The organism is Brevibacillus sp. FW306-2-1A-C05A, assembly GCF_058781555.1.
Map to the genome: position 1 here is coordinate 365,273 of NZ_JBYSWV010000001.1, position 25,576 is coordinate 390,848.

18 protein-coding genes and 1 pseudogene are annotated in these 25,576 nt (G+C 57.0%); 1 reads left to right on the forward strand and 18 read right to left on the reverse strand.

Annotated elements, in window-relative coordinates; genetic code table 11:
- Positions 1-31 precede the first annotated feature (31 nt).
- A pseudogene (locus tag AC3WJN_RS01920) lies at positions 32-1,118 on the forward strand (saccharopine dehydrogenase family protein).
- Positions 1,119-1,390: 272 nt separating this feature from the next.
- On the opposite strand, the gene pyrE reads toward AC3WJN_RS01920, so the two are convergent.
- From pyrE to AC3WJN_RS02010, 18 genes are all read right to left on the reverse strand, one after another.
- Positions 1,391-2,029: an orotate phosphoribosyltransferase gene (gene pyrE, locus AC3WJN_RS01925; protein WP_007784299.1), complete on the reverse strand. Its 639-nt coding sequence runs from the start codon at positions 2,027-2,029 to the stop codon at positions 1,391-1,393.
- A gap of 30 nt (positions 2,030-2,059) precedes the next feature.
- Positions 2,060-2,797 carry an orotidine-5'-phosphate decarboxylase gene (gene pyrF, locus AC3WJN_RS01930; protein WP_025844987.1) on the reverse strand — a complete coding sequence of 246 codons (738 nt, stop codon included), beginning with the start codon at positions 2,795-2,797 and terminating at the stop codon, positions 2,060-2,062.
- Positions 2,798-2,846: 49 nt separating this feature from the next.
- A complete protein-coding gene (carB, locus tag AC3WJN_RS01935; RefSeq protein WP_327953350.1) occupies positions 2,847-6,062 on the reverse strand; it encodes a carbamoyl-phosphate synthase large subunit in 3,216 nt (1,071 codons plus the stop codon).
- The gene (locus AC3WJN_RS01940; RefSeq protein ID WP_005833371.1) at positions 6,046-7,143 is read right to left on the reverse strand and encodes a carbamoyl phosphate synthase small subunit; all 1,098 of its coding nucleotides are present in this window, start codon (positions 7,141-7,143) and stop codon (positions 6,046-6,048) included. Before AC3WJN_RS01940 ends, carB begins: the two co-directional genes overlap by 17 nt.
- A gap of 64 nt (positions 7,144-7,207) precedes the next feature.
- On the reverse strand, positions 7,208-8,488 hold the full coding sequence (pyrC, locus tag AC3WJN_RS01945) for a dihydroorotase (RefSeq protein ID WP_310669773.1): 1,281 nt from the start codon (positions 8,486-8,488) through the stop codon (positions 7,208-7,210).
- The gene (locus tag AC3WJN_RS01950; RefSeq protein ID WP_492329211.1) at positions 8,455-9,396 is read right to left on the reverse strand and encodes an aspartate carbamoyltransferase catalytic subunit; all 942 of its coding nucleotides are present in this window, start codon (positions 9,394-9,396) and stop codon (positions 8,455-8,457) included. Before AC3WJN_RS01950 ends, pyrC begins: the two co-directional genes overlap by 34 nt.
- 184 nt (positions 9,397-9,580) lie before the next feature.
- The gene (locus AC3WJN_RS01955) at positions 9,581-10,915 is read right to left on the reverse strand and encodes a solute carrier family 23 protein (protein WP_005833377.1); all 1,335 of its coding nucleotides are present in this window, start codon (positions 10,913-10,915) and stop codon (positions 9,581-9,583) included.
- 181 nt (positions 10,916-11,096) lie between these two features.
- Positions 11,097-11,636 (reverse strand): bifunctional pyr operon transcriptional regulator/uracil phosphoribosyltransferase PyrR, encoded by a 540-nt coding sequence (gene pyrR / locus AC3WJN_RS01960; protein WP_005833379.1) that lies wholly within the window; start codon positions 11,634-11,636, stop codon positions 11,097-11,099.
- A gap of 210 nt (positions 11,637-11,846) precedes the next feature.
- A complete protein-coding gene (locus AC3WJN_RS01965) occupies positions 11,847-13,115 on the reverse strand; it encodes a TolB family protein (RefSeq protein WP_309478757.1) in 1,269 nt (422 codons plus the stop codon).
- 179 nt (positions 13,116-13,294) lie between these two features.
- Positions 13,295-13,696 carry a VOC family protein gene (locus AC3WJN_RS01970; RefSeq protein ID WP_005833383.1) on the reverse strand — a complete coding sequence of 134 codons (402 nt, stop codon included), beginning with the start codon at positions 13,694-13,696 and terminating at the stop codon, positions 13,295-13,297.
- A gap of 18 nt (positions 13,697-13,714) precedes the next feature.
- Positions 13,715-14,644, reverse strand: a complete 930-nt coding sequence (locus AC3WJN_RS01975; protein ID WP_025844996.1) for an RluA family pseudouridine synthase — start codon at positions 14,642-14,644, stop codon at positions 13,715-13,717.
- Between the two features lie 58 nt (positions 14,645-14,702).
- A complete protein-coding gene (lspA, locus tag AC3WJN_RS01980; protein ID WP_005833386.1) occupies positions 14,703-15,155 on the reverse strand; it encodes a signal peptidase II in 453 nt (150 codons plus the stop codon).
- Positions 15,156-15,229: 74 nt separating this feature from the next.
- Positions 15,230-15,871, reverse strand: a complete 642-nt coding sequence (locus AC3WJN_RS01985) for a serine/threonine-protein kinase (RefSeq protein ID WP_005833387.1) — start codon at positions 15,869-15,871, stop codon at positions 15,230-15,232.
- A gap of 155 nt (positions 15,872-16,026) precedes the next feature.
- A complete protein-coding gene (locus AC3WJN_RS01990) occupies positions 16,027-17,457 on the reverse strand; it encodes a phosphoglucomutase/phosphomannomutase family protein (RefSeq protein WP_007784279.1) in 1,431 nt (476 codons plus the stop codon).
- A gap of 11 nt (positions 17,458-17,468) precedes the next feature.
- Positions 17,469-19,430, reverse strand: coding sequence for a glycoside hydrolase family 15 protein (locus AC3WJN_RS01995; RefSeq protein WP_007784277.1), 1,962 nt, complete (start codon positions 19,428-19,430; stop codon positions 17,469-17,471).
- A 49-nt stretch (positions 19,431-19,479) separates the two neighbouring features.
- Complete coding sequence (locus AC3WJN_RS02000) at positions 19,480-21,855, reverse strand: sugar phosphate nucleotidyltransferase (RefSeq protein ID WP_007784276.1); 2,376 nt, start codon at positions 21,853-21,855, stop codon at positions 19,480-19,482.
- Between the two features lie 49 nt (positions 21,856-21,904).
- Complete coding sequence (locus AC3WJN_RS02005; RefSeq protein ID WP_007784274.1) at positions 21,905-24,757, reverse strand: 1,4-alpha-glucan branching protein domain-containing protein; 2,853 nt, start codon at positions 24,755-24,757, stop codon at positions 21,905-21,907.
- 14 nt (positions 24,758-24,771) lie between these two features.
- On the reverse strand, positions 24,772-25,416 hold the full coding sequence (locus AC3WJN_RS02010; RefSeq protein WP_007784272.1) for a DUF4912 domain-containing protein: 645 nt from the start codon (positions 25,414-25,416) through the stop codon (positions 24,772-24,774).
- Positions 25,417-25,576 lie beyond the last annotated feature (160 nt).

The window sequence follows — 25,576 nt, forward strand, 5'->3', positions numbered from 1 at the left end:
ATAAATGAACATTTCATCCAAGGAGATTATCATGCGTGAGACAACGGAGAAAAAAGTATTGATTGCAGGCGGATTCGGGACTGTCGGCAGCCAAATCGCCAAAATTTTGCACGGCCAAAACCAGGAGCTACTGTTGCTGCTGGGCGGCAGAAATCCGGGAAAACCGCTTCCTTTCGCTTCCCCGCGACTGCATCCGCTGCTCGTGGACACGACAGCGCAAGATCCGCTTGCCCACGCCCCCGACGATTTGGCGTTGATAGTCAACGCGGTCAACGATCCCGACGACGCCCTGTTGCTTGCTGCCGTCTCGCGCTGCATTCCGCTTGTGGACATTACGCGCTGGACCGAGCGATTCACGCGCCCAATCGACCGGCTGGCCAGCAGCGAGCTTCAATCTCCGGTTGTTCTCGCCTCTGGCTGGATGGGTGGCACGCCAGCTCTGTTCGGCAAACTGCATTCCGCTGACCTGCAAGAGGTGACGATCGACATTTTTGCGCTGTACGCTACCAAGGATAAGGCCGGGCCGAATTCTGCTGCTTACATGAACCGTTTGACCATTCCGTTCAATATCTACACGAAAGGCGCGGCGAGAACGGTCGTGCCCATGTCGGAGCCGCTTGCCGTTACGTTCCCGAACGGCTTTCGCACGAACTGTTATCGGCTGGACACTCCCGATCACCTGACGCTCGTGCAGACGCCGCCTGTCACCTCCGCCAGCTTCCGCATCGCTTTCGATCAGAAATGGTCGACGGCGGCGCTAGTTTCGCTCGTGCGCAGCGGCTTATGGAAGCTGCTTGGGCAAAAGGTGCGGCAAAGCATCCTGTACAATCCGGGCCAGGGCGCGGCTCACGAAGTCGTTGTGCAAATCGAGGGACGCGATCAGCGCGGCGTTCGCATACGTCGCCAGGTAGAGATCAGCGATCCAAATGGCCAGACCCATCTGACGGCGACAGGCGCGGCCATCCAGGCCCAGCGCATACTGGCAGGCGAGGGGCAAAGCCGCTACACCCGGCATCTTTTTTCCGGAAAACTTGGCCGCGTCGCAAGCCGATGAGCCGTGGATCACTGCTTATTACGAAGCGGAAGGGGTGCAAATCCGGTTGAAACGTTTGAGCTGATCCGCACTCACAATCCGCTTGCCGAAAAAATCAAGCAGCGGCGGACTTTCAAGACCAGAGGCCAGCGAGCAAAGCACGAATGCCTGTCAGCCAATGCAAAGACGCTTCTCTCTCCATTCCTGATGCCGGGACGCGCTTTTCTTTTCCCTTTTTCATCCACAACACAAGAAAAACCACACGCCGCAACAGTGCGAAAAAAAGCAGGAAAAAAAAGAGTGGAGCAGTTTTCTCAACTGTCTCCACTCTTCACAAACTTTTGGCCCATAAGCGTATTATTCAAAAAACGTCCGCGGGGATTTGCGCCATTCGCCCAGCACGGTTTCCTGCTCGGCTGTAATCACGCCTTGCTCTTTCGCTGCCTCAAGCAGTGCGGTGTAATGGGAAATCGTCGTGCAAGGAATGCCTGCCTCGGCAAACAAGGCTTCCGCATCGGGGAACTGGTAGCTGAAAATCGCCACGACTCCGAGCACCTCGCCGCCCTCTGCCTGAACCGCTTGCGCTGCTTTCAGGGAACTGCCGCCTGTGGAAATCAAGTCTTCAATGACCACTACTTTTTGCCCTGCAGACAGCGCACCCTCGATCTGGTTTTGTCTGCCGTGGCCTTTGGCCTTGTCACGCACGTAAATCATCGGCAGGTCGAGCAGCTCAGCGACCCAGGCCGCGTGCGGAATGCCCGCTGTAGCCGTTCCCGCCACGACTTGCGCGTCCGGATAACGCTCCTTGATAAGCGCGGCAAACGCGCCCGCAATCGCCCGACGCACATGCGGATAAGACATCGTAATCCGGTTGTCGCAATAAATCGGGGATTTGATCCCGGAAGTCCAGGTAAAAGGCTGTTCCGGGCGCAGGTGAACCGCTCCGATTTCCAAAAGGTGCGCCGCAATCTGTTTCGCCGTTGTCGTTGTCGTCATTTCTTCCATCCCTTCCCGCGTGAATGCTTGTTACGCACGATCTGCCTCGACCGCTGCCACGATGCTTTGCCATACGCCTGCCGGATCGCTTGCCCCGGTGATGGCGCGTCCGATCACGAGATAGTCGCTGCCCAGGCGGAATGCCTGTTCCGGCGTCGTAATCCGCGTCTGGTCGCCCTGGTCTGTCCCCAGCGGGCGAATGCCAGGTGTCACGGTGACAAACGAGTCGCCCGCCGCCTTTTTAATCATCGGCACTTCCAGCGGCGAAGCGACAACCCCGTCCAGTCCTGCCTGCTTGGTCATCATCGCGTAGTGTACCACTACGTCTTCCACCGAACCTGGAATCGCCAGCTCGTGGTTCATCGTTTGCACGCCTGTAGAGGTCAGCATCGTCACTCCGATCAGGAGAGGACGACGAGCGCCAGCCGCTGTCCCCTGCTCCAGTCCTTCCCTCGCCGCTGCCATCATCGTCACGCCGCCAGCCGCATGGACGTTGACCATGTCCGCTCCGAGACGGGCAAGGCTTTTCATCGCGCCTTTGGCTGTGTTCGGGATGTCGTGCACCTTCAAGTCGACGAACACCTTCAACCCTTTTTCTTTCAGGTACGTAACGATGGCAGGTCCTTCGGCATAGGCCAGCTCCATCCCCACTTTTACGTAGCGGATATGCCCTTGCAATGGCTCCAGGCATTTTTTCACTTCATCCATCGTGGAAAAGTCGAGCGCAACAATCATACGCTCCCGCACATCTGTCAGTTGTTGTTGCACACTGCTCTCCCCTTTTTCTCCCTGCCGCCATGGCTTGGGTCCGTTTCGTTTATACAGTCACCGCTGCGACTTTGGCACCTGCGCGTTGGGCAGGCATCGCTTCTGTCGAGAAGGTGATCGTTTCCAGTACGTGCAGCAGGGCCGCAGCCGTATCCAGCGACGTCAGGCAAACCGCGCCGTTCTCCACTGCTTCGCGGCGAATGCGGAAGCCGTCGCGCTGTGGCGTTTTGCCTTTTGTCAGCGTGTTGAGCACGATGTTGGCCTCGCCTGTATGGATCACGTCGAGCAAATTCGGCGTACCCTCGGACAGTTTGTTAACACGCGTCACAGGCAGACCCGCCTGTTCCAGATAATCCGCTGTGCCCGCTGTCGCCATCAGCTTGAAGCCGAGGTGACGGAAGCGTTTCACGATTGCGAGCGCCTCTTCCTTGTCTTTGTCGGCGACCGTTACGAGCAAGGTGCCTTGCGTCGGGATGTTCATGCCTGCTGCGACCAAGCCTTTGTACAGCGCTTTGGCCAGGGTGCTTTCGCGTCCCATTACTTCCCCGGTGGACTTCATTTCCGGTCCGAGCGTAATATCCACACGGCGCAGCTTCGCAAAGGAGAACACCGGAACTTTTACCGATACGACAGACTCTTCCGGATGGTAGCCAGGCGTGAAGCCTTGGTCGGCAATCGAGTGACCGAGAATCGCTTTGGTCGCGATGTTCGCCATCGGGATGCCTGTCACTTTGGACAGGAATGGCACTGTACGGGACGAGCGCGGGTTAACCTCGATCACATACGGACGATCTTTGTAGATGACAAACTGGATGTTGAGCAGCCCTTTGATTTGCAGCGCCCGCGCCAGCTTCGTCGTCATCTCGATCAGCTCGTCTTTGATCGCCTGGGACAGCGATTGCGGCGGATAGACCGCGATGGAGTCGCCGGAGTGCACCCCTGCGCGCTCGATGTGCTCCATGATGCCCGGGATCAGGACGTTTTCCCCGTCGCAGATCGCATCGACTTCGGCCTCTACCCCGACCATGTAGCGGTCGACCAGTACCGGATGATCCGGGTTGACTTTCACTGCTTTTTCCATGTACTCCAAAAGCTCAGACTGATTGTAGACGATCTCCATTGCGCGTCCGCCGAGCACGTAGGATGGGCGAACGAGTACCGGGAAGCCGAGCGCTTCCGCTGCTACCACTGCTTGCTCCACGGAGGTTACCGTCTTGCCTGGCGGTTGTGCGATGTCGAGGCTGCGCAGGAGCGCTTCGAACTTCTCGCGGTTTTCCGCTGCGTCGATGTTTTCCAGGCTCGTTCCGAGAATGTTGATACCGCGTTCCGCCAGCTTGTCAGCCAGGTTGATGGCGGTTTGGCCGCCGAACTGGACGATTACGCCTTCCGGTTTTTCCACATCGAGAATGTTCATCACGTCTTCGATGTACAGCGGCTCGAAGTACAGCCGGTCCGAAGTGTTGAAGTCTGTCGATACCGTTTCCGGGTTGTTGTTGATAATGACGGCTTCGTAGCCTGCTTCGCGCAAAGCCCAGACAGCGTGCACGGTCGCATAGTCAAATTCGATCCCTTGGCCGATGCGGATCGGGCCGGAGCCGAGCACGACCACGCGCTTTTTGCCTGTTTCGATGCGCTCGTCCTCTACTTCGTAGCTGGAGTAGTAGTACGGCGTTTGCGCCTCAAATTCGGCTGCGCACGTATCGACCATTTTGTACACAGGGACATAGCCTTTTTCCTTGCGCAGCGCGCGGACTGCTTCTTCCGTTTCGCCGCACAGTTCGGCAATTTTGCGGTCTGTGAAGCCCATCCGTTTTGCTTCGAACAGCTTCTCAGCCGTCAGACCTTTTGCCAGCTCCTGTTCAAAATCAACCATTTTATGGAACTTGTGCAGGAAGAACAGGTCGATCTTCGTCAGGCTGTGCAGCTCCTCGATGGTCCAGCCGCGGCGCAGCGCCTCTGCCACGAGGAACAGTCGCTCGTCATCCGCATGCACCAGACGGGTCTTCAGTTCCTCTTCGCTGATTTCCTCTGCTCCTTTGATCTCGATGTGGTACGTGCCGATCTCCAGGGAACGGATCGCTTTCATGATCGATTCTTCAAACGTGCGTCCGATCGCCATGACTTCGCCTGTCGCTTTCATTTGCGTACCGAGCTTGCGGTTGGCAGACTGGAACTTGTCAAACGGCCAGCGCGGAATTTTGCTCACGATGTAGTCGAGCGTCGGCTCGAAGCAGGCGTACGTTTGCCCAGTTACCGGGTTTTTCAGCTCATCCAGTGTGTATCCGATCGCGATTTTCGCCGCCATTTTCGCGATCGGGTAACCTGTCGCCTTGGAAGCGAGCGCAGAAGAACGGCTCACGCGCGGGTTTACCTCGATGACGTAATATTGGAAGCTATGCGGGTCGAGCGCGTACTGCACGTTGCAGCCGCCTTCGATGCCGAGTGCGCGGATGATGTTCAAGGCAGACGAGCGCAGCATTTGATACTCGCGGTCGGCAAGCGTCTGGCTCGGCGCGACGACGATGGAGTCACCCGTGTGCACGCCGACCGGGTCGATGTTTTCCATGTTGCAGACGACGATGCAGTTGTCGTTGGCATCGCGCATGACTTCGTACTCGATTTCCTTCATGCCAGCAATGCTTCGCTCGATCAGGCATTGCGTAATCGGCGAGTATTTCAGGCCGCTCGCGACAATTTCGCGGAGGCTTTCTTCGTCTTCACAAATGCCGCCGCCCGTTCCGCCCAAGGTGTAGGCTGGCCGCACGATGATCGGGTAGCCGATCTCGTTGGCAAAATCAACGGCTTCCTCTACCGTGCTGACGATGACCGATTCCGGCACAGGCTCGCCCAACTCCTTCATGAGGGCGCGGAACAGCTCGCGGTCTTCCGCTTGCTTGATCGATTCCAGCTTCGTGCCGAGCAGCTTCACGTTTTCCTGCTCCAAAATGCCCGCTTCGGCAAGCGCGACAGCCATGTTCAAGCCCGTTTGGCCGCCGAGCGTAGGCAAAAGTCCGTCCGGCTTTTCCTGGCGGATGACGCGTGCTACAAATTCAGGCGTGATCGGCTCGATGTACACTTTGTCCGCCATGTTTGTATCGGTCATGATCGTCGCCGGGTTGGAGTTAATCAGGACAACCTCCATCCCCTCTTCTTTCAGCGCTTCGCAAGCCTGTGTGCCCGCGTAGTCAAACTCGGCAGCCTGCCCGATGACGATAGGACCAGACCCGATCACGAGGATTTTTTTCAGGTTAGCGTGTTTTGGCATAGTTTTTTTCCTCCTTAGCGGTTTCCAGCATCGCAAGAAACTGGTCGAACAGGTAGCCGGAGTCGTATGGGCCTGGAGCCGCTTCCGGGTGGTACTGGACGGAGAAGGCGTTCTTCGCTCTGTTACGCAGCCCTTCGACTGTTCCGTCATTGAGGGCGATATGCGTAATTTCCAGCTCGGTTCCTGCGAGCGAATCTTCTTTTACGGCGTAGCTGTGGTTCTGGGATGTAATGTATGTGCGCCCGGTCGGCAGCTCTTTTACCGGATGGTTGCCGCCGCGGTGTCCGAATTTCATTTTCATCGTGTCAGCGCCAGAGGCGAGTGCGAACAACTGATGGCCGAGGCAGATGCCGAACAGCGGGTATTCCCCAAGGATGCCGCGAATCATTTCGATCGCTTGCGGCACGTCTTTCGGGTCGCCAGGGCCGTTGGACAACAGGATGCCGTCTGGCTGGATGCGGCGAATTTCTTCCGCCGTCACGTTGTACGGCACGACCACCACATCACAGTTGCGCTTGGTCAGCTCGCGCAAGATGCCGTGTTTGGAGCCGAAGTCTACCAGCACGACGCGATGGCCTGTACCTGGGCAACTGAAGACGCTTTTCGTAGAGACGCGCGATACTTGATCGGTCATCAAGGCAGTGTTGTTCAGGGCTGCGAGCAGTTCGGCCAGCGGGGCTTCGCTCGTCGTAATCATGCCCTTCATCGTGCCGTGGTAGCGGATTTTTCGCGTCAGCATCCGCGTGTCAACGCCTGCAATCCCCGGGATGTCGTATGTTTTCAGCAGCTCATCCAGCGTGTTCGTATTCCGCCAGTTGCTCGGCATATCGCAATGCTCGCGGACGACGAAGCCGTGAATGTACGGACGAACAGCTTCGAAGTCGTCGCGGTTGATCCCGTAGTTGCCGATCAGCGGGTACGTCATGGTCACGATCTGTCCGCAGTAGGACGGGTCAGACAAAACCTCCTGGTAGCCCGTCAGTCCTGTGTTGAACACCACTTCCCCGTAGGATTCCTTCGTCGCTCCGAACGCCGTTCCGATAAATTCCGTTCCGTCTTCCAAAATCAATCTTGCACGCATCTATGCTCCTCCTTCATTTTCGTGGTAAAGCCGCCTTCTCCGTGGGGCACTGGCGTGTGTGGCTCTACGCCTCTTGATGTACGATCTTGCCGTCTACCAGCGTGAGGATCGGCCATCCTTTGCACGCCCATCCGGCAAACGGTGTATTGGTCCCTTTGCTCGCAAAGGTGGTCGGATCAATCGTTTTTTCTGTCGCAAGGTCGATGACGGTCACGTCTGCTACCGCTCCGACTTCCAGGCGTCCGTACGGCAGCCCGAAAGCTTTCGCTGGCTGCACCGTCAGCAGCTCGACCAGTCTTTGCAAAGTCAGCTCGCCTGTTTGCACGAGGTGCGTATAGAGCAGCGGGAAGGCTGTCTCCAGACCGACGATGCCGAATGGCGCGCGGGCCATGCCGTTCGCTTTTTCTTCCTGGGTGTGTGGCGCATGGTCTGTGGCGATCATGTCGATCGTGCCGTCTTTGAGTCCGGCGATCAGCGCCGCGCGATCCTCGCGGGAGCGAAGCGGCGGGTTCATTTTCCAGTTGGTGTCGAGGCTGTCCGGGATGTCCTCGTCGCACAAAAGCAGGTGGTGCGGCGTCACTTCGCACGTCACGTTGACGCCGGCGCGTTTTCCGTCGCGCACCAGGCGCACGGATTCTTTGGCACTGATGTGGCACACGTGGTAGTGCACACCTGTCTGCTCCGCCAGCAAAATGTCGCGTCCGACGTGGACGGACTCCGACTCGGAAGGAATGCCAGGCAGTCCGTGGCGCGCTGCGACCACGCCGTCGTGCAGGGCGGCTCCCGGGATCAGCAGATCATCGTCTTCGCAGTGAGCCACGATGGACAGCCCCAGCTCGGCTGCTTTTTTCATCGCTTTTTTCATCATCGCGGTCGACTGCACGCCGACACCGTCATCGGTCAGGGCAAAAATTCCCGCTTCTTTCAAGGCGGCGAAGTCCGTCAGCTCTTTGCCCAGTTGGCGCACGGTGATCGCGCCGTACGGAATCACGCGAGCCAGTCCCGCTTCGCGCGCTTTGTCCAAGATGTACGTCACCGTGTCCACGCTGTCGATGGACGGGCGCGTGTTCGGCATGCAGGAAATCGTGGTAAAGCCGCCGCGCACCGCCGCTTTTGCTCCTGTCTCAATCGTTTCTTTATGCTCGAAGCCTGGCTCGCGCAAGTGGACGTGGACGTCGATCAGTCCCGCGCTAATCATTCCGCCTTTGCAATCTACCCATTCATGGCCGTCGCGGGAGAGCTTTTCGCCCATCGCCGCGATCCGTCCATCTTCTACCAATATTTCTACCGGAGTGAGTTCCCCCGCCTGATTTAGTACGTTGCCGTTGCCAAGGATGATTCCCATTTTGTTTCGCTCCCTTTCAGCAGAGTTTCCAGCACAGCCATTCTAGCTGCGACTCCGTTGGTTACTTGTTTTTGAATCAAGGATGTTTCGCATTCTACCAGATCGGTGTGAATCTCAACTCCGCGATTGACCGGGGCCGGATGCATGATGACCGCGCCTGGCTTCATCATTTTGGCCCGTTCAAGCGTGAGGCCGAACGCCTTGTGATACTCTTCCTTGGAGATGTAGAGCGATTCGGTGTGGCGCTCCAGTTGCACGCGGAGCATCATGACGACGTCCGCTGTCTGAACCGCTTCCTCCATGCCGACGACTTTGACGCCTTGCGGAATTTGCGCTGGCATCATCGTCGGCGGGCCTGAGAGCAGCAGATTGATCCCGAGCTTCGGCATGGCGTGCAGGTGCGATCCCAGTACGCGGCTATGGCGCAAGTCTCCGATAATCGCTACCGTCAAGCCCTCCAGCATCCCAAACTGCTGCTTCATGGTCAGCAGGTCGAGCAGGCATTGGGTCGGATGCTCGTTTGTCCCGTCGCCCGCATTGACCAGCTTCAGGTCAACGCTTTGGGCGAGCTCTTGCAGCAGTCCTTCTTTTTTCGTGCGGATCACGGCTGCTTCCACGCCCATCGCTTCCAGCGTGCGGATCGTGTCGTACACCGTCTCGCCTTTTACGGTTGAGGAGGTTTCCGGAATGAAGTTCAACACATGTGCGCCGAGTCTTTTTTGTGCCACCTCGAACGAAAAGCGGGTTCTGGTGCTGGCTTCAAAGAACAGATTCGCCACGAAGCGGCCGTGCAGAATGTCTGCCTGCTCGCCCGGTCTCTCGGCCCAGTAATGCGCGCGGTCCAGGAGCTGGACGATCTGTTGTTTGGACAAGTCTTTCAAGCCAATCAGGTGCGCTAGGTTGTTCATCGAAATCCCTCCGGTTACTCTGTTTTTTCCTGTTTTATCGAAAGAAAAAAGCTTCTTGGCTCACGTTGCCTGTCGCAAGGCAAGCGAGACAAGAAGCCGATCCGGCGCCATTTCTGGGCAGCCAAAACGACGTTCTATGCCTTGCCAGCCTCTCGGGACTGGATTTAAAGGAATGAGGAACGTTTTAGGCAATTTGTTTTTCGTCTTCGCGGGACGCTTCCCCCATCGCCGACTCTTTGCCCGGCAGGATGAGGTGCAGGAAGATTCCCAGGAAGGTGGAGAAAGCGATATTGTCAATGGTCAGGTCGCTTAGCAACCCGACACCGGCAAAGCTGATTTTGTATCCGCCAATTCCCGTGACCAGGATGGCAGCCGCGACGATCATGTTGCGCTTGTTGGCAAAATCCACTTTGTTTTCTACGTACATCCGCAAGCCTTGCGCTGCGATAATCCCGAACAGGATGATCGAGACGCCGCCAAGCACCGGAGTCGGAATCGTCATCAAGAGAGCGCTGATCTTGCCGTTGAAGGCGAACAGGATGGCGAATACCGCAGCCAGGCCGATGACCACTCTGCTGTAAACGCGGGTGATCGCCAGAACCCCGATGTTTTCGCCGTATGTCGTCGCAGGCGGTCCGCCGATGAAAGCCGCCAGGGAAGTGGCGATCCCGTCCCCGAGCAGGCTGCGGTGCAGACCCGGATTTTTCATCAGGTCGCGATCCATGACCTTGCTTGTAACCAAGAGGTGGCCCAGATGCTCGGCCAGGGTTACGAACGCGACTGGCGCGATGACGAGCGCCGCGATCCAGGCAGAACCGTCACTGATGACACTCATCACTTCGCCCACCTTGAGCGGCGGAGCGGCAAACACTTTTGCTTGCACAACCTTTTGAAAATCGATCAGTTCAGGGTGACGAACGAGCGAGTACGCATAACCGACGATAATTCCGATCAGAATGGGGATCAGGCCAAGGAAACCGCGCAGCATCACCGCTGCCAGGATGGTCACCAGCATGGTCACCAGCGAAATTTCAATCGAAGTCAGCGACATTTGCGACTGGCCGTCTACCGTCACCTTCGTCGCCATGTCTACCGCTACGCCAGCCAGGCTCAGCCCGATGACGACGATGACCGAAGCGATGACGACCGGAGGCAGCACTTTGTCCAGCCATTTGACGCCTGCCTTTTGCACGATGCCTGCGACGATGATGTACACGATCCCTGACAGGAAGCAGCCGAGCAAGGCCGTTCCGACTCCGTGCGACGCCGTCACTGCGATAATCGGACCGATGAAGGCGAAGGACGAGCCGAGGTAGTTCGGAATTTTCCCTTTGGTGATCCAGAGGAACAAGAGCGTCCCGATCCCGCTTGTCAAAAGGGCGGTAGCGACATCCAGCCCGGTCAGGATCGGCACCAGAACGGTTGATCCGAACATCGCGAACAAGTGCTGAATGGACAGTGGCAGCAGTTTGGAAATATGTGGTGTTTCATCGACGTCTACATAGTTTTTTTGGCTCATGACTTTATCTTCCCCCTGTGTTTCTTTATTCTTCCCTCTCGTTGCTGTTGTTTTCGCTCTTTCGGCAAACAAAAAGCCTCTTTGTGTGGACACAAAGAGGCCAGCTTCACCATATGCGCATGGGAAGATTCCTGCCTCTTGTCGACCTCACGGGATCGCTTATTAAAGAGGATTCATTCAATTAGATGAGCTGACGGATGGACACGATATCCATCACGTCTACCTCCGACAGTTGCACATCGACGATTTCTGTGCGTGCCGTCGGCAAATTTTTTCCAACGAAGTCCGGGCGAATCGGCAGCTCGCGATGACCGCGGTCAACGAGTACCGCCAGTTGAATCATCCGCGGACGCCCGCTGTCGATCAACGCATCCAAAGCGGCGCGTACCGTCCGTCCGGTATAGAGGACGTCATCCACGAGAATGACGGTCTTTCCGGTGATCTGCTCCGGAAGCTGCGAACCTTGCAGCACCGCATCCTCCGACTTGTGCTGGAGATCATCGCGGTAAAACGTAATGTCCAGCTCTCCGACCGGTACTTTGACGTTTTCGATCATCTCGATTCTTTCGACCAGGCGCTTCGCGAGGTAAATCCCTCTGGTCTTGATGCCAACGATGATACAATCCTCGACACCCTTGTTTCGCTCGATAATTTCGTGAGCGATACGAGTAAGCGCGCGGCGGATGGCCGCTTCATCCATGATGACACTTTTGTTAATCATCTCGATCCCTCCTCGACGGGAACAGTGGCTTTACGAAAAAAGGCTCCTTGTCAGGAGACAAGAAGCCGTCGGACAAAGAGGCCAGCTCGCGCTATGCCTGCTTGTCATTCCGTGCCCTTGCCAGCCTCACTGGACTGGATTTAAAGGTTCCATTCGTCAATTAGGATTATGTCACGAAACAAGCCCGGTGTCAACGCAATGGAAAGAAATCTAACTATTCCAATAGACAGCGATCCATTCCGGCAAGTAGTTGGCGTAGTAGCCAATATCGCCTGTAATGCCTTTGACCAGCTCGCTTTCTTTTCCGTCTGCCTGATAGAATAGCGAACCGTGCTCGGCCCGATCGAGTCGCAGGAACAAAAGCTTGCTGCCGTCCGGTGACGGGGACGGATAATAATCAGCCGTTTGCTCCGCGCCTTTTGTCCAAGGCTGTTCCGCACCGTTCGCGTCCCTCGCCCAGATGCGCTGGCCGGGAACCATCACCTTTTTCGGATCAAACGCATAGTTTGTCGCTTTTCCTCTGGAAAAAAACAGCGTGTACGGCGGCTTTGCCGTCCAGACCGGATACGTATCCACGCTGTCAGCCGGGCTCGCCGAGACGACTTTGCCGTCGCGATTTGCCAGCTTCAGATGTTTGTTTTGCGTCGCCATCCGGTCCGTCCCGTCGATGAAGGCGAGCTGCTGGCTGTTCGCCGTCCAAGAGAGCCACTGCGGGTAAGCCAGACCTGTGCCCAGCTCGATCGGCTTTTTCGCTGGCTGCTTCAGGTTGAACAACTGGATTGGCACGCCGTCCGCAGACAGCGAAGCGGCGTTGTATCGCACGTAGTAGGCGACGAGCTGGCCGTCGGGCGATACGTTCATCCCTGTGGCTGCCAGGGCGTAAATGCCTTCTTCGACATTGGGCGGTTCCGCGAGCGGATAAGTAGCCAATGGCTGTCCGGCCAGATTTTGCAGGACGAACGTCATCGGACGGTTTTTCCCCGCCTCTGTGGAAGTCAAAATCGCTTCTCCGTCCGGCATCCAGGTGAAGTCGAAGAAAGCGGCAGGCGTCGCAGCTCCTGCGGCCACTTCTCCGTTGTCGCGGACTTCCTTGAGCACGAGCACGCCTCGAGGCTGCTCGCTACTGCCTGCATTGACGATATAAGCCACCTGGTTTCTTTTCGGCGACCATTTCGGCACTCCCGTGACGGGCCTGTCGTCGAGCTGAACCGCTCCGCTGCCATCCGCGCGAACGAGCCACAAGTAGCCGGGGGCGGAATAACGGTCGGCTCCTTTGTATTTCACGAACAAAAGCCATTGGCCATCACCGGACCAGCCGACGATTTCCGCCAGTCCGTCTTTCGTAATCGGCTTTGGCGCTCCATTTTTGTCCTGTAGGTCCAGCAAAAACAACTGTTGGTTGCTCGTAAAAGCGATCTGCGCCGGAACGGTCACTTCCTTGTTGCTTCTGACCGGGAGCTGCCCCTGTTCGGCTGCCATGGACTGTCCACCCGCAAGCGCCAGCATGCCGAGCATCGCCGCCACAGAGACCGCTTTGCGCCATATTCGGTTGATGAGTATCCCCTCCCCGCCAAACTCGATTGAAAAAACGCCAGAAAAAAACGGCTGCCCTCTTCTAGCGTTTTCGAATCCCAAAGCCTTTATGCCTTTATGTACGATCACAAGCTCGCAGGTGCAAGCAGCAAAAAGCGATTGCCGTACAAATCCTCAAAAATCGCTTCCATGCCGTAGACGACTTCGACAGGCTCGCTGACAAACTTCACGCCGCGCTGACGCATCGTTTCATACGTCTGCCAAAAATCGTCCGTCTCCCACACCCACATCGGGTTTTTGCCGACGGCCGCGAGCATCTCCCGTGCGATCTCCTCCCGGTGCCAGTGGGTCGGATCATGCAGCACGATTTCCAGCTCCTGGCCGGGAAGGCCGACCGTCAGCCAGCGCGAGCCGTCGTCCATGCGCGTGTCCATCCGTTTTTCAAAGCCGAGCTTTTCCGTGTAAAATTGCAGAGCTTCCTCGCAATCGCGAACGTACAGCGTCACATGCGCCAGTCTTTTCAGCACTTGCCTTCCTCCCGTCTTTTACGCCTGTCTGAGAAAGTCTACGAGATCGCTCAAATCTTTCGGCATGGGCGCCTCGAACTCCAGCCGCTCCTGCGTGCGCGGATGAGTAAAGCCGAGCGTCTTCGCATGCAGAGCCTGTCCGTCGATCTCCAGCGTGTTTTTCGGTCCGTATTTCGGATCGCCCGCCAGCGGATAGCCGATGTATTTCATGTGGACGCGAATTTGGTGCGTTCGGCCCGTCTCCAGTTTCAACTCCACCAGCGTGTATTCCTTGAAGCGCTCCAGCACGATAAAATGCGTCACAGCAGGCTTGCTGTTTTCAAAGACGACCGCCATCTGCTGGCGATTTTTCGGGTCGCGTCCGATCGGCGCGTCGATCGTGCCCATCTCGTGCGGAATGACCCCGTGGACGATCGCGATGTATGTGCGCGTCACAGAGTGCTCCTTCAACTGTTCAGCCAGGCCGACATGCGCCTTGTCGTTTTTCGCTACCATGAGCAGCCCTGACGTGTCCTTGTCGATGCGATGCACGATTCCCGGGCGAAGGACGCCGTTAATGCCGGACAAATCTTTGCAGTGCGCCAAAAGTCCGTTGACGAGCGTACCGCTGTAATGCCCCGGAGCAGGGTGAACCACCAGTCCGCGCGGCTTGTTGACGACGACGACGTCGCTGTCCTCGTAAACGATCTCAAGCGGCATCGGCTCCGGCTTGATTGCCATTTCTTTTGGCGGCGGAACGCGCAGCGTAACCTCATCTTCTGCCTGCAGCTTGTAGTTGCTCTTGATCGGCTCCCCGTTTACCGTTACGCGACCTTCCTTGATCCACGCCTGTACCTGCGAGCGCGACCAGTCTTCATTTTGCAGCGTGATGAACTTGTCGATCCGCTCGTTTGCGTCCTCAGGCTCCACGTTCCAATCATAACGTTCGAATAGTTGCGTGTCGTTCATGTTTGTCTCCTCACAAAGTTACTGTCCGTACCCCGTTTCGTATCACCCGAAACGGGCATTACCGTCCGCTTTTCCTGCCTTCCAGGAAGACATCCAACAGCAAAATGCCGACGCCGATCGTAATCGCCATGTCCGCGACGTTGAAAATCGGGAAGTTAATCAGGGTGAAATCCAAAAAGTCCACGACTTGTCCGGTCGTTGCGCGGTCGATAAAATTACCGATGGCCCCACCCAACACGAGGGACAATGCGAAAGAAGCGCGCGGCTGTTTTTTGCCGAGGCGGATCAGCGAATACACGATGCCGACGACGACGGCAACCGTAATGACAATAAAGAGCCAGCGCTGATTTTGCAAAATGCCGAACGCGGCCCCCATGTTGCGGTGCGAGGTGAGATGAAACACATCCGCGATCAACGGGATGGATTCTCCCCGCTCCATATGGTTCACTACAAGGTGCTTGGTCCACTGATCCAGTCCAATAATCACAGCCGCAATAAGAAAATACAACAATGGAACGTCCTCCTTCATCTGCTTCGACCAGCCATGAAAACACAATGTCAAATGCTCATTTTACCAGAGTGCGCTCACGTGAACAAGCGCCTCGCCTTTTTGTACAGCCGATACCCTTTGCGCACCCCGTTGAGCACCCACAACGGAATTTTCCAGCCACGGTCCTTCAAAAACGGAAGGTATATCTTGTAGTACGCCTTGCGCAAATCCCGCCATTTGCTGTCCGGAACGTTCTTGTAGTAGTCCGAGACGTCAATGAGGTACCCCCGCCCCTGGTCCATCAGCACGTTTTTGCCGTGGACGTCGTGCGGAAACAGCCCCTTTTCGCGCGCTTCCTTCAGTGCCCGCTCCACGTCCTCGATCACCTGAGGCGGGATGGGGATGCCAAAACGAGCGCAGTCAAACAAAGAAATGCCGTTGATTCGTTTAATGACCAGATAGCCTTCGCCATAGTCGTACATCATCGGGAACGAGCGCGTCTCCCCGAGCTTTTTGTACACCTCGATCTCCTGCTCCCAGCCTGGTCTGCCTGGGGCGTACAGCTTGATGACCACACGCGGATAATCGGGATGGGCAAAGACGGCGGCGTAGTTGCCGGTGCCGACCAACTCCCACGGATAGGGGATGTGCAGGGCGACGACCGGATCGTCAGGCGACTGGCTTTCTATCTTTACTTCTTTCAAAAAAGCTTGCAACACTTCTCGGTCAATGCGCATAGGTCCCCATCTTTCATTCCATACCGGCTTCTTTATGTTGATTCTAGCAAAATGAATTTTTTTTAAAAACCCCGTAAGCAAAAAAACTCCCAAGCGGCCGAAAACGCAAAAAGAAGAACGAGGCAGCTATGTGCCCGCTCTTCCTTGCTATTGGCTCATACATTGATTTCCGAAAACCAGTCCCGAATCGCTTCTTGCAGCTTGGAAAGCGAAGTCGCATTCGTCGCCTCGCAGTAGATGCGCACCAGCGGCTCCGTGCCCGAAGGACGGATGAGCACCCAGTGCCCTTCTTCCAAAAGCAGCTTGATCCCGTCCATCCGATTGATCCCTTGCACCGCGTACGGACCGATCCGTTCCGGCGGCGTGGTCACCATCTGCGAAATCCACTTGTCTTTTTCCGCAAGCCGCATGTCGATGCGCGTATGGAACAGCTCGCCGAACTGATCGTACACATCGCGCAAAATCTGGTCGATCTCCTTGTTTTCATAGGCGACCAGCTCTGCGAGCAGCAGATTAATCAGCACCCCGTCTTTTTCCGGGATATGGCCGAGAATGCTCGCGCCTCCGCTCTCCTCGCCGCCGATCAGGACGTCTCCCTTGCGCATTTGTTCCCCGATGTATTTGAAGCCGACCGGCGTCTCCACCAGTTCCAGCCCGTAGCGCTCTGCCATATGGTCGAGCAAATGCGTGGTCGCTACCGTGCGCACGATGCGCCCGGTCAGCTTGCGGTTTTTCACCAGGTGATAGGTCAACAGGACGAGCACATCGTTTGGCGGAATGTATTGTCCAAACCGATCCACGACGCCGAAGCGGTCAGCGTCGCCGTCATTGGCAAGCCCGAGTGTCGCCTTGCGTTCCAGCACTTCTTTTTTCAGCAAGCCGAGATGCTTGTCATTTGGCTCAGGCAAATCCCCGCCGAAAGCCGCGTCCGGCGTCTCCCGGATGCCGATCGTCTTCACCCCGGCTTCTGCCAAAAGCGAGCTGACATACCCCTTGCCTGCCCCGTGCATCGCATCCACCACCACGTGCAGGGACGACCCGCGCAAAATGTCCATGTTGACGATGCGCCGCAGATGCGCCTCGTAATGGGGCCGCAGCACGATCACTTGCAGCAGCCTGTCGCGGGTCGCATCTGCCAAAGAAACCGTCGGCACCTCTTTGGCGGATGCGATCTCGCTGATCCAAGCTTCCAGCCGGGCGGTAATTTCCGGCGTCGCCGGACCTGCGTACTCGGGAATGTATTTGATGCCGTTGTACTCAGGCGGATTGTGGCTGGCGGTGACCATGATCGCTCCGCTGGCGGCAAAATGCTTGACCCCGAAAGCGACAGCAGGCGTAGGGGCCGCCTCATTGACCAGGTAAGAGCGTATCTGGTTCGCGGCCAGCACGCTGACGATTTCCTCGGCGAATCGCCGACCGAGAAAACGCGTGTCGTGCCCGACCAAAATCGGCTGCTCCTGTTGGCCGATTTCTTTTGTATAGCTGGCGATAGCTTGCGCGACTATGCGGACATTTTCCATCGTAAAGCCGTCCGCCACGATGTCGCGCCAGCCGTCCGTACCGAAACGGATTGCGGTCATCTCCATCTCTCCCCTCGTTAGCGCAACTCATTCACTTTTTCCAAATAACGCAGAACAGTAGCTACGAACGTAGCATGAGACCAGGTCAAAGGCGCAACCGATACGGGAGCACCCGAATACGGGTCAAGCTGCTCGGACAGCACGCCGCTTTGCAGCGAATGGCGCACGACCCACAGAAGCCTGTTTTTCGGCTCTTGCAATTCTTCGAGCGATTTTGCCTTGGCGATCTCCCAATCCGCCACCCATAGCGTGCAGATGATCCACGGGTTTCCCGGCACTCTGGCAATATCGTGCGACTTTTTGAAGTAGTAGTCGCCCTGGTAGCGGGCGAAGCCGCCTACTTCCGTGTCGACCCGCAGGCTCTTTTTCACAGCCTCCATCGTGCGCTGCACGCGCGGATCGTCCACCGGGAAAACTTCGAGGGCAAACAGCGCGTACAGGCTGCTTTCCACCGTAAAGTCTTTTTCCACGCCTCCGTCCGGGCGCAAGTAAATGCCGCGCAAAAACCGGCCGATCCCCGGGTCGTACAAATGCTTTTCCATAGCGGCGCGAATGCTTTTCGCCCCGTCCTCGTAGCGCTTGTGGCGGCGGTCGTCGCCGAACAGTTGCGCAAACCGCGCCGCAGCCATCAAGCCCGCGTACACCGTGGCGCTCGTGAACGTGAAGATGCCGCGCCGCTCCTCCCACAAGTCATAGCTCGGCTTCGGCAACTCCAGGGTCGGGTGAACGTATTCCAGCAAAAAGCGGGCAGCCGGGCGAACGAGTGTCGCATACAGCGCCTGGCAGTCTTCAATCTGCTTGCCGCTCTTGTACTGCTCCCAAAGGGCGTACAGCACCAAAGCCGTCTCATCCTCCTGAATCGGGAGCTGGACTTCGCCGTCTACGACGTACGGATGCCAACTGGAGCCGACAGAGCCGTCCGGGTTGTATTTGTGCTGCAAATAGCCGTCTTCGTTCAAGGCTTGCGCGCAAAACGTAAAAAACGGAGCGACCGTTCCTGTGTAGCCGGCCTTCGCCATGGCGCTTGCGATCAGCGCCCCGTCCCGCGGCCACATGTAGCTGTAGTGGTCGCGGTTAAACTGGAGGATGTCGGAGTCGTTCGCGGCGAGAATCGCTCCGTTCTGGTCGATCTGCGTCCGCACGAGAAGCAAGCTGGTCTTGTACAGATGGACGACCTCCGGGGGAAGGTCGGCGAAATCCCGCTCTTCCTTGTTCACCCAGCGCCGCCAGTACACGGCTACCCGGCCCAGCAGCCGATCCGGGTCGTTGTCCAGCACGTACTGGTTCAGCGTTCTCACGGCGTCGTACGAATCCCCGACGCACAGCCAGTAGTACATCGTTTTTTCCTCGTGCGGCTGCAGCAGCAAGCGAAACGAAATCGTGCTGTCCACAGAGCCTTGCGCGATCGGATTGCCGGCGAGCAGCCCATCTTCCGCGTCGCGCCACGTTCCTTCCGCATAGTTGAACCGCTTGATGCCGACGCTGAACTGGTCGATTCCGCCCTCCGGTGTTTTGCCGTTGGCCATCATGTACACGTTGCGTTTGTAGTGATAGACAGTGGAGAGAATCGGGTCGTACACGGCGGTGTCCCCGACCTCCGTCTCGTTCAGGCTGAAGTCGTGGTTGAAAAACAGCCGGATCTCCCGCGCCTCGTTGGCATGATTGCGGACGCACACTTTTTTCAAATAAATCGGATCGCGCTGGTGCACGCCATCTGCCATCTGCAAGGAGACGGCCAGATGCTCATGATGGGCATGAACATCTGTCACCAGCGACTCCCGGTCATAGCCAAGCTGCCGCTTCCAGCCATCCTCATCGAGCCAGGAGAACCGTCCCTGTACCCAGATTCCCAGCTTACTGAAATGTCCGCCGACATGATTCAGTTGGCCTACATACGGATAGTAAAGATCGCGCATGTGCAGCCTGTCGTCAAAATTAATCAAAAGTTTCCCGTTCCCGACGACGAGCGGTCTCGGCATGCCTTCACATCCTTCCTTCCCGTACTCAGGCTGTCGATTCTCTTTTTCCTCATTGATACTCCGCAATCCGTCTGGCGTAGGAGGAGGCGAGCGTTGCCGCCGTTTCTGCCGTCGCTCCTTGCGAAATGACCTTGACGTGCGAATCTTCCGAGTCAGGCAAAATCAGCACCCAGCCGTTCGTATCGTAAACCTTGATTCCGTCCATGAGTTCAAGCAGCTTGCCTTTGTTTTCCTCCAGCACTTTGCGCATCACTTTGCCTTTCGCTCCCCATGGGCAAAAGACCGTTTTGCGCTCCATATGGCACGCAGGCAGAAGCTCCAGCAGCACGCTGAGCGGCTTTTCCTCCTGGGCTAGGTAGGACAGAATGCTCATCAGGCTGTACACCGCGTCAAACAGCGGATGGAAACGCTCGTCGGACGCTACCTCCATCATTGCGCGCGGCGCTACTTTCGTCCGCACGACCTCGATTTGCAGCAGTTGGGCGAGGTGCTCCAGCTCGGCTGGCGCGCTGACTGGCAAGCCGATCCGCTTGTGGCGACCGCTGCAAGCCAAAAGCTGCAAGGCCAGCAGTTGCTCCGTCGACAGCTTCGCGCCTTCCTCGGTGAACAAGGCGAATGCTTCTCCGTTTTTGTCCAGGCGAATGCCGAGATCGGCTTTCTTTTTGCTGATGCCGTCCTGGATCGCTCCATACGTGACCGTCACGCCCAGATCGTGAAACAGCGGGGCGAGAAAAGTCGGGAAAAACCGCGTTTCGCTGTCGATCAACAGGTGAAAACGCTGGCGCTGGATGGATGGCACATCAAGCTGCTCGGCCAAGGCGCGCAAGTAAGATTCCTGGACCTGATGCTCGACGTGCAGCTCGCCCAAATGGTGCAGGTTGCGCACATACGTCTCCTGCCAGTAGGCATTTTCGATTTTCCGCTCCATGTCGCGCGAGATCGGCAACCCTTTCTGGTCGATGAACTGGAGGACGATCTCTTTTTCGTCTCCGTTTTCATTCATGAATACATGGATGCCGCCGATGCACGCGAGCGAGCGGACGCCGTAGCGGATGAGCGGGGAGTTGCCAACGCCGAGATCCACCGTGTCAATGCCCGAGGAGCACAAGCTCGTCATGATGCTGTGCTTGAGCAACTGGGCAAAAGGATGCGAGCACGCAGACAGCGCGATTTTGCTGCCGGGCTTTTGCAAATAGGCATATGCGGCAGCGAGCCGCGTCACGAACTCCGGCGTGATGTCTATATTGCCGATGCCTTTGATCCCGCTGTTTCCGAACAAATTTTTCGTCTGCTTCATGCCGTAGATGAGAGAAGTCGTCACGATCGCGCTTTCTCCCACTTCCTTGTCCGGCCAAATCTTGACGCCTGCCTTCACGACGGATTTCGCGCCGATCAGGCAATTGTCGCCGATGACCGCACCGTCTCCTGTCTGCACGCAATCGGCAATGCGGACATTGCGGCAGAGTGTGGTCCCGGTGATTTCCGTCTTTTTCCCGATGACGTTGTTCTCCCAGAAGATCGCTCGCGACAGCTTGCTTCCCGAGGAGACGACGGTGTTGTCTCCGAGCACGGTATAAGGCCCGACCTCCACTCCCGCCTGCAGGTGTACATTTTCACTTATATAAACCGGCCCCTCCAGCCGCACGGAAGAGTCGACACGGACGTGATTTTCCAGAAAAATGCGCGGGGCAATTTCCTGGGCTTTGATCTCCAGGTTGACACGGCCGTCCAGCAGGTCAAACTGTGCCTGGCGATATACTTCCAGAGAGCCGATATCCGACCAGTACCCGCTCGCTTCGTAGCCGTAGAGCGGTTTTTGCTCCTGTAAAAAGTACGGAAAAATTTCTTTGCTGAAATCGACTTCTTTTTCTTCTTCTATATAAGACAGCACTTCCGGCTCGCAGACGTACATCCCGGTGTTGACCGTATCGCTGAACACTTCCGCCCAGCTTGGCTTTTCCAGGAAACGGGTGATTCGCCCGCGTTCGTCCGTCATGACGACGCCGAACTCCAGCGGCGTCTCCACACGGGTGAGAATCAGCGTAGCCAGGGCGTCATTCTGCTCATGAAAGCGAATCGCCGCCGTCAGATCAATGTCTGTGAGCGTATCCCCGCTGATGACGAGAAACCGTTCATCGAGAAAATCGGCGCAGTTTTTCACGCTGCCCGCCGTTCCGAGCGGCGTCGTCTCTTCAAAGTACACGAGGGAAACACCGTAGCGCGAACCATCGCCAAACGTATCGCGGATGACATCAGGCAGGTACTGGAGCGTGACTGCAATCTCTGTAATTCCGTGCTTTTTCAACAGATCGATCGTGTACTCCATGCACGGCCGGTTCAAGAGTGGCACCATTGGTTTTGGAGTATGGGACGTTAACGGACGTAGACGTGTACCTTTACCACCAGCCATAATTACTGCCTTCATCTTTTTTCCTTCCTCCTTCATCATCGTTGCGAGCATGCGCTGTTTGTGCTTATTTCTCCGATAGCGCCAGACGGTTTACGCCAAGCGATCGGTACTCCTCTATGGTCTGGGTCGCCAAAGCCGTCCAGTTGTAATGGTGCAAGACGTCGTTTTGCGCTGTTTGCGCCATCTGACGCCGTTTTTCCGGGTCCTGTAAAAGCCAGCGAAGCTGATCGGTGAGCGAATCCGGATTTCCCGCGTACATCGTCGCTCCGTTTTCTCCGTGCCGGACGATTTCGCGAAGCCCGCCCGTATCGGCCACCAAAACCGGCACTCCCAGCGCCATCGCTTCCAGAGCCACGATGCCAAATGGCTCATACAGACTGGGGAAAACCGCGAGATCAGCCAGCAAAAACAGTTGGTCACGCCGTGCGTCGTCGACAAAGCCGAGAAACTTCACGCGGTCCGCTATGCCCATCTCTTCTGCGCGCCGCTGCCACTGCCCTTGCATCGGCCCTTTGCCCGCAATGAGCAGCGTGGCGTGGCCGAACTCGTAGCGCAGTCTGGCCATCGCTTCGAGCAGAAGGTGGACTCCTTTTTCCTGCACCAGACGCCCGACAAAAAAGAGGACGGGCCCGTCGCCAATCGACAGCTCTTCGCGCAGCTTGCCTTTGTCGAATGCTGGCGGCGGAGCCAGATCGACACCGTTGTATATGACGCGCAGCTTCGACTCGGGGATGCCGAACAGCCGCCGCACTTCCTCTGCCATGTAGTGGCTGCAAACAATGACCCGATCCGAAGCGTGGGCAAGTGTTCGCTCGCTCTCGTGAATCCGCTCCTGAAACGGCGTGTGAATCCCTTGGTGCCGCCCGTGCTCCAGGGCGTGGATCGTGCTGATGAGCGGCAGCGAGTAGCGCTCCCTGATTTCCATGGCGGCCCAGCCGACCAGCCAGTCATGGGCGTGAATGATGTCAGGCCGCACGCCGCTATTCCACAAGCGTTCGGTGGCATCTGCCATCGCCAGGTTAAGCTGGAACACCCATGACAGAAAGTCTTCTTGCTCTGCGGGAATGTACGTCGGCAAACGGTGTACGTGGACACCATCCATGACTTCCTCCGCCACGCTCCAATCCGATGCCCGGGTCAGCACGTGCACCTCAAGGCCCTGGCGCACCAGATGCCGGGCGAGATCGTAGACGGCGCGGCCGAGCCCGCCCACCACGTGCGGCGGAAATTCCCAGGCCAGCATCAGGACGACTCCGGCCGGCTCCGGCCCTTTGCTTGCCGCTACTAGCTGACGCGATACGTTCACTCTATGCGTTTGTTTAGGCAAATAGTACGTCTCATCCATGTGGGGAAAAATCGGGAAAGCAGTCTCCATCTGGGCAATTTTCTCTATGTCCAGTCTGTTTTCGCGAAGCATCGCGAGCAACTCGCGCATGCCCGCCAGGTGATCGTGGGTCCGGCGCACCGCGTATTCGACGACGGTTTGCCCATCCAGGATGAACGCCCAGTCGCTGCTTTGTGCCAGCATCAGCTCTCTGGCCGCCTGGCGCAAGGCGCGGCTGGCAAGCTCGTCGTGCTCTGGCTCCTGCCCGCCGTTCTCGTAAAAAGCGGTCACGGCCTCAATCAAGTCGCGCTCCGCCTGATGCAGATGCCGATAAATCCAGCCGTTTTTTTCATTCAGCCACACTTCCCCGTAGCCGTTGCGTCCCCAGGTCGACATCGGCAAAAATCCGCGGTCTTGCTCGGGGTACTCCGCGAGGTACTCCGACGGGGTAATCAGCTTCACCGTTTGCGAATCGCACGCGGTCTTGCGCAGCAAATAGTCCAGAAACTGCGGCCCCTCGTACCACCAATGCCCGAACAGCTCGGCGTCGTACGTGGCGACGACCAGCGGCTTGCGGTCCATCCACGCTGCCGCCGCTTCGACCTGGCGCTCCCGGTGGTACAGGAAGTGGCCTGCATGCGAAGCGGCCTTTTCCCGCGCCCAGTCCGGCTGATACAACTGCTTTTCCCCATGGGGTCCCGTGATCCGGTGGTATTTCAACCCGGTATGTATGCGGATGCCGGCAGGGTGAATGTACGGCTCGATGTAGTCCATGTCCCTGTCGAAGCCAATATCCCGGTAATATTCCCGGTAATCGTAGTCGCCGGGATAGCCGTTGGAGGAGCTCCACACCTGGCTGGAAGCAACTTCATCCCTGGCGAATGCCACCACGTCATGGCCAGTGCCGAGCGGGGCGAGCACGCCTCTTCTCGGTTGGGGCGTTGCGTGCTCAATCGTGTGGGAGTCGACGAAAAAGTAGTGCAGCCCTACCTCTTTCAGCAGCCGATCCAGCCCTGGCGTATAGCCGCACTCCGGCAGCCAGATTCCGCGCGGGCGCCTGCCCAGGATTCGTTCGTGGGTGTCGAGCCCTACCCGAAGCTGCGCCAAAATCGCTTCTTCGGTTTCTACAAAAGGCAGAAACGCGTGTGTCGCCGCGCATGTAATCAACTCCAGGCAGCCGCTGTCGGCGACCCGCTTGAAGCCTTCGACGAGCCGGTAATCCAGCTTGCTGCAAAACGAGGCGATCCCGCGAAACCGTTCCAGGTACATTTTGGCGATGCGCTGTTCTTGCGGGTTGTTCGCCGCACGCTTTACTTCTTTGCCTGCCAGCTCCACCGTTTTGGCGAGATGCGCGCGAAACCGCGTCACGATAAGCTCGTCGTCGAGCATCGACAGCAAGGTAGGAGACAAGGCAAGCGTCATGCGAAAAGCGATTTTGTCCGAGAGAAGCTTGTCGAATACCATGAGCAGCGGGATGTAGCATTCCAGCATGGCTTCGTACATCCAGCGCTCTTCCAGGCGATCGTCCCGGTCCCCGTGCCGTACGTAAGGCATGTGGGCGTGCAGCACGAGGGAGAGATAACCGTTATGCACAGTGGACACCTCACTTATTTGGATGTTTTCGAATAGAGGGAATACGAGGAAAAGTTCTCAAACCAGGCAGGTGTTGAAGGATCGGGTGCAGGCTCCACCAACGGCTCTCCCCAGGCAGCTTTTGTATTTCGCGGAGTCACGACCACATCCGAGCGCAAAATCGGACAAAAGCGGCCATGCTCAAATAAACCGAAGTCCATGATATACGTCCGCCCTGGCAACACGTCGTACACGTACCAGGAGTGCGCATCCTCGTTCACCAGGATGTCTCTGACAGAATGGGCATTTTGGCCATCGAACAGGCGCTCCGTCACGTCGTACAAGCGCAATCCCTTTTGAATATGGCGAAAATCTGCCCGTAAGTACGATGCCACCATTCTCATTCGTGGCCAGGTGATTTCCCAGTAGACGAACAGTACGGTCGGACCTTGCGCCATTACTTTGACGATATCCCGCCCGTAAAAGGCCGGAAGCTGCCAATCCCCGTCTCGTCGGGATGGCCGCGAAGGCGTCTGTCGATTCTCCGACGACACACGCTCCACCTTCGCCCTGTCTTTTTGCAGACGATATTTTACCTGGCCTATGGTCAACCCGCATTCTTTGGCAATTTGTGCGATGGATTTGGATTGTGCACGCAATTCGAGAATTTTTTCCAGCATTGTGATGCGCTCCTTTCCGCCAAGTTTCCCTTCCGCTATCCACTTGCATGTCGTCTTTATATATTCACAATGTCATCATAGCGAAAGCTGTTAACAAAGGCTGTCGAATGTTGGACGCACATCCCTTCTTCTTTTGTCGATAAACAATCATGTTTTCGTC